Annotated in this window: 14 protein-coding genes; 13 read left to right on the forward strand and 1 reads right to left on the reverse strand. The window is 41.7% G+C overall.

The features are described 5' to 3' along the window. Positions 1–114 precede the first annotated feature (114 nt). From F0228_RS01910 to F0228_RS01950, 9 genes are all read left to right on the forward strand, one after another. Complete coding sequence (locus tag F0228_RS01910) at positions 115–915, forward strand: hypothetical protein (protein ID WP_171761786.1); 801 nt, start codon at positions 115–117, stop codon at positions 913–915. A gap of 230 nt (positions 916–1145) precedes the next feature. Continuing rightward, positions 1146–2168, forward strand: coding sequence for a tryptophan--tRNA ligase (trpS, locus tag F0228_RS01915; protein WP_171761787.1), 1023 nt, complete (start codon positions 1146–1148; stop codon positions 2166–2168). Between the two features lie 214 nt (positions 2169–2382). Next, positions 2383–2739, forward strand: a complete 357-nt coding sequence (locus F0228_RS01920) for a hypothetical protein (protein ID WP_171761788.1) — start codon at positions 2383–2385, stop codon at positions 2737–2739. Between the two features lie 408 nt (positions 2740–3147). Then, a complete protein-coding gene (locus F0228_RS01925; protein ID WP_171761789.1) occupies positions 3148–5196 on the forward strand; it encodes a M4 family metallopeptidase in 2049 nt (682 codons plus the stop codon). A gap of 186 nt (positions 5197–5382) precedes the next feature. Next, a complete protein-coding gene (locus F0228_RS01930; RefSeq protein WP_061031005.1) occupies positions 5383–5760 on the forward strand; it encodes a VOC family protein in 378 nt (125 codons plus the stop codon). Positions 5761–5904: 144 nt separating this feature from the next. After that, positions 5905–6432 (forward strand): hypothetical protein, encoded by a 528-nt coding sequence (locus tag F0228_RS01935; RefSeq protein WP_253820267.1) that lies wholly within the window; start codon positions 5905–5907, stop codon positions 6430–6432. 360 nt (positions 6433–6792) lie between these two features. Beyond that, positions 6793–7653, forward strand: coding sequence for a delta-class carbonic anhydrase (locus F0228_RS01940; protein WP_171761790.1), 861 nt, complete (start codon positions 6793–6795; stop codon positions 7651–7653). Positions 7654–7906: 253 nt separating this feature from the next. Beyond that, a complete protein-coding gene (locus tag F0228_RS01945; protein ID WP_171761791.1) occupies positions 7907–8533 on the forward strand; it encodes a LysE family translocator in 627 nt (208 codons plus the stop codon). Between the two features lie 407 nt (positions 8534–8940). After that, positions 8941–9483, forward strand: a complete 543-nt coding sequence (locus F0228_RS01950; protein ID WP_061031336.1) for a hypothetical protein — start codon at positions 8941–8943, stop codon at positions 9481–9483. 95 nt (positions 9484–9578) lie between these two features. Here F0228_RS01950 and F0228_RS01955 read toward each other — a convergent pair whose 3' ends face one another. Further along, the gene (locus tag F0228_RS01955; protein WP_171761792.1) at positions 9579–10961 is read right to left on the reverse strand and encodes an MATE family efflux transporter; all 1383 of its coding nucleotides are present in this window, start codon (positions 10959–10961) and stop codon (positions 9579–9581) included. A 394-nt stretch (positions 10962–11355) separates the two neighbouring features. Between F0228_RS01955 and F0228_RS01960 the strand changes: the two genes are divergently transcribed. From F0228_RS01960 to F0228_RS01975, 4 genes are all read left to right on the forward strand, one after another. Beyond that, on the forward strand, positions 11356–11985 hold the full coding sequence (locus F0228_RS01960; RefSeq protein WP_171761793.1) for a hypothetical protein: 630 nt from the start codon (positions 11356–11358) through the stop codon (positions 11983–11985). A gap of 198 nt (positions 11986–12183) precedes the next feature. Beyond that, positions 12184–12987 carry a hypothetical protein gene (locus tag F0228_RS01965; protein ID WP_171761794.1) on the forward strand — a complete coding sequence of 268 codons (804 nt, stop codon included), beginning with the start codon at positions 12184–12186 and terminating at the stop codon, positions 12985–12987. Then, positions 12977–13630, forward strand: coding sequence for a DUF262 domain-containing protein (locus F0228_RS01970; protein WP_171761795.1), 654 nt, complete (start codon positions 12977–12979; stop codon positions 13628–13630). The genes F0228_RS01965 and F0228_RS01970 overlap by 11 nt, the downstream gene beginning before the upstream one ends. Before the next feature lie 137 nt (positions 13631–13767). After that, positions 13768–14304 (forward strand): nucleotidyltransferase family protein, encoded by a 537-nt coding sequence (locus F0228_RS01975; protein WP_105058154.1) that lies wholly within the window; start codon positions 13768–13770, stop codon positions 14302–14304. Positions 14305–14477: the final 173 nt, after the last annotated feature.

Consider the following 14477-nt stretch of genomic DNA (forward strand, 5'->3'; position numbering starts at 1 on the left):
AATCCATTTATTGCACAGATCGTTATCCAAAACACAGATTTTATAAATTGTGTTTAGTCGTTGCTATCACTCTCAGTTAGGTTGAATGGCATTCAATTTGACAGGGATAGCACGATGCAAACCGATAACACCATTCGACAGCCAATCACATCACAAGAACTTACCCCAACAATGCTGCTACAACGCTTGGATTCTATTGGGCAGTGTTTAAGAGCTTCAAATAAGGCGCTTGCCTTGTTGGGGCTTGGTTCTGTTGGTATCGAAACGGAAAGACTGGACCAATACTCAGATGTCGATTTCTTTGCGATCGTACAGGCAGGACAAAAGCAGCATTTTTTAAACAATTTAAATTGGTTATCTGATGTCTATCCAATCGACTATTCCGTGCGAAACACGGTCGATGGTTATAAAGTTCTGTATGCCGATGGAATCTTTTGCGAATTTGCGGTCTTTGAACCCCATGAATTAGCCCATATTCCATTTGCTGAAGGTCGTATTGTTTGGCAGGAAGAGGCGTTCAATGCTAGGTGCTGTGTACCATCGAAAAAAAGTGCTCCACAAGCTAATACCCAAGAGTGGTTGATCGGGGAAGCACTGACCAATCTTTATGTGGGTATGTCCCGCTATAACCGTGGAGAAAAGCTCTCTGGGAGTCGATTTGTTCAGTCTTATGCATTGGATCGTTTGATTGATCTTGTCGAACAAACAGAAAATCCACAACCTGGCTATGTCGATGAGTTTATGTCTGATAGAAGGTTAGAAGCGCGGTTTCCTAAGTTTGCTCAACTGCTTCCAAGCTTCAATCAAGGTTACGAACACACCGCAGAGTCTGCTTTATCGCAGCTCAATTTCTTGAACACTTACTTTGAGATTAACCAAGCCATGCGTTCTAGAATTATAAATTTATGCAATTAATACAGCGAGTTAAATTGAATCAATAAAATGTGTTGTCGCTAGCCAATAATATTGATACGTTTTAAGAATGAAATTTAATCCCGCTTCAACTTCAGTTTTCTTCTGGTGGTGCTCTATCTAGAGCAGCACGGAATACTCACATTCTTACGCTGCTGGAAGGTAGCTAAGAATGTCATCAAGATTGTCGTCTCTTTATATCTCCAGTAGCCTTTTTAACTTGGAGATACTCAATGAAAACAAATCAAAACGATAACAAATCCGAAATTATTCTTACTGGCGACCGCGCGACAGGTCCTTTGCATTTAGGGCATTACGTGGGCTCTCTCAAACAACGTGTATCCTTACAACATGAGCATGACCAAACGATATTGGTTGCCGACATGCAGGGCTTGACTGATAACGCGCATAATCCTGCAAAGGTCTCTTCAAACATCCCCAATGTGGTCGCCGACTATCTGGCTGTTGGCATCGACCCAACTAAAACCACAATTTGCCTTCAATCTCAGCTTCCTGCATTGGCCGAGCTGACCATGTTTTACAGCAACCTTGTATCCATCGCACGTTTGGAACGTAATCCTACCGTCAAAAGTGAAATTCAAAACAAGGCGTTTGGTCGCTCTATTCCTGCTGGTTTTCTCACTTATCCTATATCTCAAGCGGCTGATATTACGGCGTTCAATGCAACGTTAGTCCCTGTGGGCGATGACCAACTGCCAATGCTAGAGCAGACAAACGAGATTGTTCGAAAGCTAAACTCGCTCGCTGGTAAGTCTATTTTGAACGAATGTAAGCCGCTTCTGAGTAACGCATCACGACTTCCGAGTACGGATGGGAAAAACAAGATGTCCAAGTCGATGGGAAACGCCATTAACCTGGGAGCGACTGAGAAAGAGATTCGAACGGCAGTAAAGTCCATGTATACCGATCCAAACCATTTAAAAATTGAAGATCCGGGTCAAGTGGAAGGGAATATTGTGTTTACATACCTTGATGCGTTTCATGGTGATGCACAATATGTCAGTGAGTTAAAGAATCATTACCGCAGAGGCGGGTTAGGGGATGGACAAACAAAGAAGGTGTTGGAGGAGTGCTTGCAGGAGATGTTAAGGCCGATAAGGTCCCGTAGAGCAGAACTGCTAGATGACAAAGCGCAGCTGATTGATATTTTACGCAAAGGTACGCAAGTATCGAGAGAAAAAACGGAAGCTGTTTTGTTCGACGTAAAGGGCGTGTTTGGTCTTAATATACTCTGATCGATATATCGCTTTATAGGTAAATCCTTCCGTTAAGGTACTGATTAAAATGATTTACATGTGGGCTGCATGTAAATAAAGTCAATTCAATTGAATGGGAATAATAATTAATTTATAAAATTGTTTTTGTATTGTACTTGTTCCTCGCTTGTTGTTTTTATTCGAATACAACTCAGAGGCTGGACAAGCCCTTGCTTTCAAATGATGGAAATAAATGAAAACGAAGCTATTACTCCCAATTTTACTTTTACTGTCAGGCTGTTCTGACGTGGTCAGTGATCAGTACGCCACTTACGAGCAGGCTCAACAAGATCGTTTGTTTGATAGAGGTTGGTTGCCCGACATATTGCCTAGCTCAACGTCGCAGATTGAAGTCAATAACGATTTAGATATCAACACTTCTGAGGGGAGTTTTGTTATCAACGAGCCTCAGCTGTCTGCGTTCATCGCTAATCTGACGCCAACTTTGTCTAAGGGTGAATATCATTTTACCGAAGGCGACAACACTTGGTCATTTAAGGTAGGGGACGATAGCATAATTACTTATACGCTCAATAAAGCCAAAGACTAAGTCTCAACCTCAGCTAATACACATTGCCAACACACCCTCATCATTATTTGCTCGTTACCTTGTTTAGTGAATGTAGGAGTTTAATTTTGTGATGGTGAGTTGGCGCCGTTATTTGAAAATTGATATCAAACCTTAATCTCGTAACCATTCGAAGCATGAAATTTCCGGATATTATCGGAAATTAGATACCCCTCCATATTTTGCGTCTATTTATTGAGTTATTCGTAAGTGTCGGAAAGTATTGATTTTTTTGACTCCCCACCTCACTTTTTATTTCGTGAGAAGTTATGTTCTGAATCGACATCACATATAAAACTAAGTGCACTTAGCTATGCGTGAAATCTATCGTTAAGATGCGCGCTCATCCATTGGGTGAATTTATAAAAAACATAATTATAAAGGTGATGTATGCGTGGTGCACATTTACTAATGCTATTTCCAATAGCGTTTACTTCTCAAGCTGCCAATGTACTCGACTACTCTGAAGTCGATTTGTCAACAATTCTTAATCAAACTAGCCAAGGCTTTAGTGCTGCAAATCAATCACTTGCTTATCATGAAGCAAGTCGAGTTGAGACCGGTACAACGACACTCCTTCGTAAACAACAGCTTCACTATGGCGTTCCGGTTTATGGCCAGTCGGTAGTCGTTGATCTTTCCCAGCAAGGTATTGCTCAAGCCGTCGATGGACAAGTATTGACGGGCATTGAAACTGATATCGGGTCAACCTTGCCAATGATCAACGCTCAACAAGCGATTGCCATTGCCAAGTCACAACATAAGGGTGTAGCAGCTGCAACCATTCGTAATCCAAATGCTGATCTTTTTATTTGGTTAGATGAACAGCAACAAGCACACCTCATCTATAAGGTTGATTTCCTACAAACAAAAGGCATGGGACCTTCACGACCAATTACGCTTGTAGACGCTAAATCTGGCGAGCTACTTGACCAGTGGGAAGGTATTGCGTTCATCGATGCTGAAGGCCCAGGTGGGAACCAGAAGAGTGGTCGCTACTACTTCGGTCCGAACACTCAGTATGGTGGATTCCAAGTTAACTCATATTGCCAGATGGACAGCCAAAACGTCGTCACTATGAACATGAATAATCGCCAAGATTATGGTCAGGTTCACCAATTTGCCTGTAATGGTAATTACGGAAGAAACGTCAATGACTATCGCGCGATTAACGGCGCGTATGCACCAATGAACGATGCACATTACTTCGGCCAGCGTGTTTTTGATATGTACAAAGAGTGGCTGAACACTCGTCCTATCCAGCAAAAACTAACGATGCGTGTGCACTACGGATCGAACTACGGTAACGCGTTCTGGGATGGTCAACAGATGACGTTTGGTGATGGCAACCAATCAATGTACCCATTAGCAACGTGGGATGTGATCGCGCACGAGGTAAGCCACGGTTTTACTGAGCAAAATTCAAACCTTGAGTACCGTGGTCAGTCAGGTGGTATGAATGAGTCATTCTCTGATGTGGCAGCTGCGGCGTTAAGTGAATATGTGCATGGCAGCTTTAACTGGAAGATGGGTGAGCACGTCATGAAGTATAGCCCAGCAATGCGCTACTTCATTCAACCTAGCGAAGATGGTATGTCTATCGACCATGTTAACCAGTACTACAATGGCATTGATGTCCACCACAGCTCGGGCATTTTTAACAAAGCGTTCTACCACCTAGCAACTAGCAACGGTTGGGACATTAAAAAGGCGTTCATGGCTTACGCTACGGCAAATCAACTTTACTGGACATCAAGATCGAACTTCCAATCAGGAGCTGAAGGAGTTTGTAAGGCGGCACAACACCTAGGTTATGAATCATCTGCTGTACGCTCTGCCTTTAGTCAGGTTGGGGTTAACGTACAATACTGTGGTTCTGGTCAGCCGAATCCAAACCCTAATCCACCAACACCAACACCAACACCAACTCCGGGCATCAACAATTTAGAATTGAACGTTCCTGCACCAGTGTTGAGTAGCGGCAACGATCAGCAGCAGTTCGTTTTGAAGAACAGCTCTGAAGGTGATGTGTGGATCCAAACTTACAATGGTTACGGTAACGTCGATCTGTATGTTGCTATCGGTCGCCCTGCATCCTTGAATGATTACGATTGCTCGTCTACCAACTTGGATAACAACGAGTACTGTGGCTTTGGCGGTATACAAGGAGATGATATCTACGTAATGGTATCTGGTGCGCAAGGGTCAACAGACGCTTATGTAGCGGTCAGCACTGTACTAGAACTGCCAAACCCTAGTCCTCAACCTGATCCTCAGGACATGTGTGTGGATGTGCCAGAGTGGAGCCCGAATACTTTCTACCCAGCTGGAGCGTCGGTTCAATACTGGGGCAACCGTTTTACGTCTACAACAGATAACTGGGGTGCTGATCCGTTTGAAAACTATTGGTACTGGACACACGAAGGTTTGTGTATGTAACTTGGTTAGAGTTTAGCTAAGACAAATAGACAAAGGGAGCACTCAGACGTGCTCCCTTTATTCGTCAACAATGGGATCTACCTACGTATAATTTACTTGTGTCACTCTTCTAAGCGCTGGATTATATCTGCGCTCATGGCGAATGGTTAAATCGGGGAGCCTGTCATTTTTGGAGAGTTTACTTTTATGGAAATAAGTCATCTAGATCACCTTGTATTAACCGTTAAAGATATAGAGATAACAGTAAATTTCTATCAAAGCGTATTAGGGATGAAACCGATTCAATTTGGTGAGGGACGTTGGGCATTGTCGTTTGGTCATCAAAAGATAAACCTCCATCAGCAAGGGAAAGAGTTCGAGCCTAAGGCTAAGCATGTTCAAGCCGGGAGTGCGGACTTATGTTTCATTACCAACACACCTATTGATGAGGTATTCGATCATATCACGGGACAAGGTGTGATCATCGAAGAAGGGCCTGTCGAGCGAACGGGTGCAGTGGACAAGATCACCTCAATTTATCTACGAGATCCTGATGGTAACCTAATCGAAGTCTCGAATTATTAGTAGGTCGATATCGGTGGATTGTGCTACCCATAAATCAGTTACTCTATTAAAGCTTGAAGCAAGACTCTGTAAAGCCAAGAATCTCTATGCAGTACGTAATTATGTACACATCTCGTTACCACAAAGTAAGTGTGTAGCTGGAACATGTGGCTTAATTTACTTACAATCGAACAATGTTTTATTAATCCAGTTCCAATCGTCATGGTCAGAAAATTATTCATAATAACTATTAGCCTGTTGCTTTTATCCGCTTGTGCGACAACAAGTGAAAATCAAACCGACGAAAATATCTCAAGCAATGAAAAAGTGATTAATAACAGTGTCGAAGAGGCTGTGGTCAAGGAGACAGCAAGCGAAGTGGTCATTGAGCCTGCCCCAAATAATGTTAATGAGAGTTCCGTTATTACCTCAGAAGACAGTGATATCAATGGTGATGATGGCTCGGCTTCTCATGAACTGAGTGAATCATCTGATGCTAATGAAAAGACCCAAGTGACAGATAAACAACCTCCTGAGGAGCATGCTAAGGCTAACGGCGAAAAAGGCTTGGGTAACCATATATTCAATAATGGGCCTACGAAGCAGGTCATAAAATCTTTGGAGGGTGTGACAGATGCTTTGAATGTCATGACTTTCGGAATATTTGCTTCAGGAACGCGACCAGCACAATAGCTCGATTTTAAAAATTACGACTAAACAAAAAAGGCGACCCAATTGGTTCGCCTTTTTTGAGCCTGAATTTGGAATTCGTCAGGATTACGTAACGTCTTGTTTCTGCTTACTAACACAATAAGAGTTGGATTTGAGTAAGGGGCAGGTCAGCGCAGCTCGGTATTTACTTGTTATGGAAGGGAGTCGCCGTATTTAACCTATTGATCTTGTTATATGCACTAAGGGTTTGAATACTCTCCCAAAGTAAGCATTGAAATCTAATCTTACAAAGACAATGTCTTATATTCACTCGTGAGCATAGTAATATGCTGTTGTGACACAGTCAGTTAGGTTTAATAAATAAGAGTCTAGGGAAGAGATATGAAAAACAAAAGTGTGTTTTTAAGCGTCGCCATGGTTATGTTATCCACGCAAGCAAGTGCGTCAGATGCCAGTCATGAGGCGGTTTCAGACAGTGTGATAGCAGAGCAAAGAGCGCAACTGTCGGAAAATACGCAAGGTAAAGGCTTTGGTCCACAAGCGCCGCGTGACTTGGGTTCATCTGAGGGTACTAACGAGCGCTTGTTCTCAAATGCACCAGACTCAACCGCGATGAACTTATGTAATATTCACTTTCATAAAAATGCAGAGCACAAAGGCGGTGAGTTTACCCAGTATGCGGGTAATGGTGACGGCAAAGGTTTCCAAAGTGGATTCAAATACACAGGTAAGCTAAGCGAGGCTGAACTAAAACCATTTGAGGGTAAGGTTTGTCCGAGCGATCATGGTTCGCTTCATTCCGGTGATACTATTGAAGTGCATTATGTGTACTCAACGGCGCAAGTGGAGCCGGGTGAAACATTAGGGGCGTGTTTCAATGATGCAATTACTAACCCTCAGCTACGTGTAGAAACCCAAGTCTACGTCTTAGTTAATGATAACAAAGCGCTCGATTTTGAAGAGCTAGCTAAGCACTCTAAAGTGAATGGTTTGCACCAAGCGACGAACATTCCACAAAATACAGGTTCTGCCATTCAATATGCAGGCTCGACTACGGGCCCAGGTTACAACGAACAAGGTTCACCGTTCCAAGTCACATGGAGTGTGAGACCACAAGTGGCGAAAGTGAACATCGCAACGGTTGGTAGCTGGTGTGAGGGGAACGACTTTAATGAAGACCACGCACACGGTGTGAGAAACTTAGTCGTAAACCCTAAGTTACTGTCGCCAATCGCGAACTAGATAAGTTTCTTTTCAACTGAAGCTGAAGTATAAAGAGCGAGCCATACGGTTCGCTTTTTTAGTATTAAAGGTTTTGAACGTTTTTAATTAGCGAGCGACTGTCATTAGGTGAATATTCTAAGCGAGTAATAAAAGCAGATTTAAACGCCTTGATACCGTAAGTAAAGGATCGGTGAATAGTTTCTTTACTCCCTTTAAGGACGCATGTTACGTTCAGCAAATATCATGTTGAGCTATGAATAAGGACAAGCCAATGTCGTTTGAAGGTGCGGTTACATTCTTTATTGCCATGTTTATATTTGGCATTACTCCAGGGCCCGGCGTATTTGCGATTTTGGCTCGTGGAATGGTCGATGGATGGCGAAAGTGCATTTCCCTTTCTTTAGGCATGATATGCAGTGATCTTATTTATCTAGCGCTTGCTTGTTTTGGTTTAGCAACCATTGCGGAGAACTGGTCATTTGCTTTCGAGATCATTCGTTATGTCGGCGCAGCTTACCTTATTTACCTCGGGTACAAAATGTTTAAGGCCTTACCTGAAGTGCAAGGTTCGGCAGAGCATGCAGCCAAAAAAAGTCAGAAATCAGAACTTGCTAGCTTCGCGCAAGGTTTTCTGATCTCAGCGTCAAACCCTAAAGTAATTCTGTTTTATATTTCGTTCTTACCAACGTTCGTTGATCTAACGGTTTTGCGTTCACAAGACATCGTCTTAGTTTCTGTATTAGCTTCTATTGCACTAATGGCTGGCTTGATGCTGATTGCGATGGGAGCGGGGCGCATGGTGACTTTGCTTAAAACCCCGCGCGCGCATAAACGGTTAAACCAAAGCGCTGGTGGCATCATGATTGCTGCAGGCTCATATCTGGCGATCAATCGATAGATATGGCTTGTTGAGCTCGATTTTCTAAGTACGACTCTTGAAACATGAAGGCGGACCAATTGGTTCGCCTTGGCGTTATCTGTATACATTCTCTATTTAGTCTTTCATGCGCTAGCTCAAATATTTGGACTAAAATCGATCCTTGTTTAGCCTCAGCTAACTCAACAGAACTACATGTAGAAAACTCGATTTAACCCTTGTGTGATAACGCTTCAAAGAATTATATCAACTTAATGTATATAAAATGATTTGAGGTTGACTGTGTTATCACGCTCTAAGTTGAGTTTTAAGTGTGTTATTCAGGATGTATAGTTAATGATAATTCATTAAGTTATCTAATGATTGAGCTATCTAATTTTAAGTTGTCGCATGATGTGGGTGTTATGAAGAAAAACGGCTTTACGTTAATGGAATTAATCGTTGTGATCGTGATAATCGGTATTATTGCTGTAACAGCAGCGCCGAGGTTTCTTAATATCCAAGAATCAGCAAGAGAAGCGGTACTTGAGGGTGTTGCGGGTGCAATGGAAGGAGTAATCACACAGGTAACGTCTAAAGCTATTATCGCTGGGCTTAACCCTGATGCATCAAACCCAGGAGATCAGAGCAACTATGTGATCGATTTTGGTATCGGCAGTGTTGAGGTTGACTGGGGCACACTTTGTCCGGAAAGCCGAGGGGAGTCGGGCGACAAATTGACGATGATCGATTTTATGACCTTATCAGATGATGACAGCTTAACTTCTGATTTTGGTAATCGACACACTGTGATCGGGTATGAATACGACTTTACCCAAGCTGAATTAGATAGCACGAACATAACGGATGCGGATCTAGAGACGCGCCAAGGTTGCTTTGTTCTTTATGACTCTTTTGGCCGAACAAATGGCAGCCAATGTCCTGATGAAGGATGTGAGTGTACAGTTCGTATTGTGAACAACAATTGTTAAACCGAATCCTGTAACTGATTTTTAGACTTCGAATAAAAAGCGCGTTATCGCCAATGGCAATAACGCGCTTTTTTGTATCAGTTTATTGGTTTCTCTTAATTTGCCGTTACCGCATCTGCTGGTGGCAAGTCACGCTTCTTAATCACGTAACGTAAGCGAAGTAGCATGAGAGCTGCTGACACACTTAAGCCCGTTAGAATACCAATCCAAAAGCCTTCTTCACCCATTGCAGGAACAATGTGATCTGTTAAGCCCAACACCATACCCAGTGGTAACGCTAAGCCCCAGTATGAAGCGATAGCTAAGATCATCGGGATCTTGGTATCTTTATAGCCACGCAGAGCACCATTTGCAGAGGTTTGCAGAGCATCACTGAATTGGTACATAGCGGTAAAGGTCAATAACACTGCCGCTGTTGCACTGATTACTGGGTCAGTGGTGTAAAGCCTAATGATTAATTCAGGGAACAGTAGGAACATCGCTACCGAAAGCAATGAGATTAATGCTGCCACCAAAATACCGACTTTACTGCGCTCAATCGCGCCAAGCTCATCTTTTTCACCCAAAGCGTGTCCAACACGAATCGTAATGCCAAACGAGATACTCATCGGGATCACATAAGTTAGGCTCGATATATTGAGAGCGATTTGCGCCGCTGCCACATTCTCGGCACCAATACGGCCGATCATCAATGCGATAACCGCAAAGATGCTGCCACATACCGCGATGTTCATTCCGATAGGCAAACCTAACCTTAGAAGGTGAAGCATCTCTTTTGCTTTTGGCTTAGCGTCTGTAAAACTAATAATCGTCTTGTAGTGGTGATGACCTTTAATGTAGGAATACAGCATGCCCGACATTAGCCAATACACCAAGCTTGTCGCCCAGCCACAACCCACAGCGCCCATTTCAGGGAAGCCAAACTTACCGTAGATAAGCACGTAGTTGACTGGAATGTTAATCAGCAAACCAATTACCGAAATGATCATCGGTACTTTGGTGTTGTTCATCCCTTCACAGAAGCCGTTCAAGGTGTAGAACAGGGCAATACCCGGTACACCAAAGGCTAGGGCAAACGCATAGTCACTGCCAATTGGGATGATCTCAGCGGCTACGCCAATCCATTCTAAGATTGGTTTAGCACTCACCAAGTAAGCGATAAGCAGTACGCTAGCAATTAATGCAAGCCATACCATTTGGAAAAACTCGACAGAGATACTCTGAAAGTCGCGAGCGCCACGGTGGTAAGCGACTACAGGCGTTAACGCCATAATCACACCACGTAACAACAGCAACACGGGAATCCAAAGGCTAGTGCCGAGTGCAATAGCGGCAAGATCAGCAGGGCTTACTTGGCCAGCCATTGTCGTATCGACAAATCCCATCGCTTGGGTAGCTATTTGAGTCAAAATGATTGGAATCGAAAGATGCATAAGCGCACCCGATTCACGAGTAAAAGGACGAAGTTTCGTTAGCATGGAAGTTCAAAACACCAATATAAATGCACCAGTGATGGCAGGATGGCCGGCGTGCATTTTAGGATGTGCCCCGTTGGGCGGGCGACAATATAAACACCTTACCGTATAGGGTCAAGCATTGGATTTACAGGGGCTAATTTGCTCTGGAAGAACGCCAGATTTGCATGGTGTTAGATACTGTTTCTATGTACATAACCTGATGATTTTAATGTGAATCATACTAGATAGAAAGTTTCTATATTTGCTTGTTGAATTTCCATGCGCACATCATAAGTCACTGTTATGGAAGAACTAAATTTAGTACAATTGATGGCATAAGAAACTAGATAGAAAAATTCTATATTTAAATGCAGAATTTTTCTGTCTAAGAACTGTTAGGTTTTAGGAGTTCAAATTGAAATACTTTAAGCGTGAAAATGCTGTTCTTATCGGGGCAGTGTTGGTAACAATTTCAACGTTAGGTGTGTTTTTCATTCAGTTTCATTCTGGACTTTCTAATGACCAAAGCGACTGGGGGAGCTTTGGTAGTTATGTTGGTGGTGTTCTTGGTCCACTATTCGCATTTTTAGCGTTTCTTGCTGGTTTAGAGAATTTAAAATTCCTCAAACGACAACAAGTAAATTCAGAGATCTTACTTACAATTCGTTCATATGAGCAAGATTTGAAAAGTTCATATGAAATGGTGGTTACTTGTGAATCTCCTTGGGTATGGGGGCATGATATTGGCGCTTTTGACGATTTAAAGGAATTACCTTTACGAACATTGCTAGAAAGTGACTCTATAGACTGGGAGCATCATTTATCTGAACTGATGGGAAGCTTAAAGTTTCGTAAGCAACCTAATGGAGTACTATTCCAAGATAGAGATATATGGTTACAGGCACACAATGCTGCAAAAGGTCTGTTTCAATATATTGAGTTGTATCGGAAGCAGGGTGGCGACCAGTCTATTGTTGCTTATTATTTGGATACATATGAAATTCCGTACAATAGGCTAATGCAAAGCTCGTGGGTACAAACCTAACAAGCAATTTAAGAGGGATTCACAACGCTTGGCATTTTTGCTTCTACTTCAAATTTAGTGTTTATGGCACAATACGTTAGGTTTGGGGGGAGGCGTTGTTCACCCCTTAATTGGGCGTTAAGTTTACAGTGTGTGAATGTATATGATATAAGTGTCTGATTTACTACAGTTTCCTCGTTAAATCATGGAGAGCATACTTTGGACGAGAACCCAAGAACACTAGAATCATATTACCCTTGGGCAGAAGAGCATCTGGAATCTAGGTTTCTAGACCCGGCAGTTGCTAATATGTATCGTGCCAATATGGCATCGATAAAAACTACTGTTGAGAAGCACGAGTTTTTTCAAAAACTCAATGATAAATCCGGGCAATGGTGTGAAGACTATAATCAAAAGACGGATAGTCAGCTTTATACTAGTGACTCTGTGCCAACCTTTTTTACAAAACCGTTTGAATCTGCTATTGATAAATCTTTTCGTTTTAATGTTCTGTGGAATGAAAACTTTCCAGAGCAACCGAAAAATGGATGGATCACGACTACTAATTTAGTTGTGAGCTTTAATGATATAATTAGAGGTTGCTTGGTTTGTAAGTACGTTGATGGCCCGAAATATGTTACAGAGAAGTTGTCTGAATTTGCTGCTTCCTTAAATTTAAAACATAGATCTTACAGCCAAGAGCGTGATGATGGGTATTATGCGTATCATTTTTACGTAAAAGTCCCGGTCCAACTGTTTAATATAGATTTTACTTCGTATGAGGCTGAAGTTGAGGTAGAAGTACAAGTTACAACGCAACTTCAAGAAGTACTTCGTAGCATAACTCATAAGTTTTATGAGAAAGAACGTTCGGTAGATACAGAGGATGTTGACAAGTGGAAGTGGAATTTTGAATCAGGCAAATTTAAAGTTGGATATTTAAGTCATACTTTACATTTATTAGAGTCAATTATTCTAGAGTCAAGAAATTCTGTTTTGGGTAAGGAGAAGCATGGTGAATAATGATATGGCACTAGAAACAATCTCACTATATAAACTATTTCTTCAAATGCAAGATGGCTTGATTCAAGTGCCAGCTTTTCAAAGAAAGTATTCATGGGAAGAAAATAATATTATAGACCTATTTGTATCAATATCTGAAGGCTTTCCAATTGGAACTATAATCTTAGCTGTTGATACTTCTGATTACCCTTTAAAAGATATAGAAGAGTCATTTTTTCCGAAACCAAATAAAACCGAGAGTAATTTTTATCATCACTATTTAGTTATTGATGGCGTACAAAGGTTATCGACTTTATATAATTGCTTTAATAGTAAAAACGAAAAGTTTAAAGTTTGGTATGACTTGAAGAATAAACAGTTTTCGATGGGGGAGAAGACGAGTGAAACATCTATACTTTTGTCTTCACTATTTAATCCAGAAGAATACTTCAAGGCAATACAGTCCATTGGGGCGGTGAATAGTGAACTCCTACATGAGCTAGATGATTTTTATTACAAGATAAAAGAGTTTTCACTTCCTCTTTATAAGATTAAACATATTGATAATAGAAAACTATCGTCATTATTTAAACGAATTAATGTGAGCGGCATTAGATTAACTAAAGAAGATTTAGAGTTGGCTAAGAAATATTCGAACAAATAAACTTAACAATCTGTTTAAGAGTGATTCGCAACGCTTGGCATTTTTGCTATGCGTTGCGTTTTGTGTTTTAGGTGGTATGCAGCGGCATCAGTATTGCGTTGCTCACACCTTAACAGGGCGTTAGGGCACAGGACGAAATGGACAGAATCGTAGAATTAATCAAACAAGATCCAGTTAGAGTTAACGCTTTGAAGTGTGTATCTCAATTGGGTTTACCTCAATGCTATATTGCAGCAGGTTTCGTCCGAAATCTTGTGTGGGATGCATTACATGGTTTTCAGGTGGCGACACCATTGAATGATGCGGATGTTATCTATTTCGCACCTGACGAGCGAGATCATAATGCATATTTATACTATGAAGCTCAGCTTAAGCAGCTAATGCCGGAAATTAACTGGCAAGTTCGAAATCAGGCAATAATGCACACTCGCAATGGTGACTTACCTTATACAAGTTCACTAGACGCTATGAGCTACTGGCCAGAGAAAGAAACGGCAATTGGTATCCGACAAGTTGTTCCTGAAAAGTACGAATGCATATCAGCTTTTGGGTATGAATCATTATTTGGTTACTGTGTCACACATAACCCGAAAAGGTCACAAGAAACGTTTAAAAGTCGTGTAAATTCAAAAGGGTGGCTAGTAAAGTGGTCATCTTTGAGAGTAGTGCCCTAACAAACAATTTAAGAGTGACTCTGTAGTTGACCCGATCTAGTGGACACCTTCAATAGTAATTGGAGGTGTTTATGCCAGCTTATAAATCAGGTAAAAAAACTCAACAATATCTTACGGAATTTAAGGTAACTGCTGTCCGACTTTCGCTTCGAGAAGGAGCTACAGTTAAAAGC

The sequence above is a fragment of the Vibrio sp. 99K-1 genome (assembly GCF_013114585.1).
Classification (GTDB): domain Bacteria; phylum Pseudomonadota; class Gammaproteobacteria; order Enterobacterales; family Vibrionaceae; genus Vibrio; species Vibrio chagasii_B.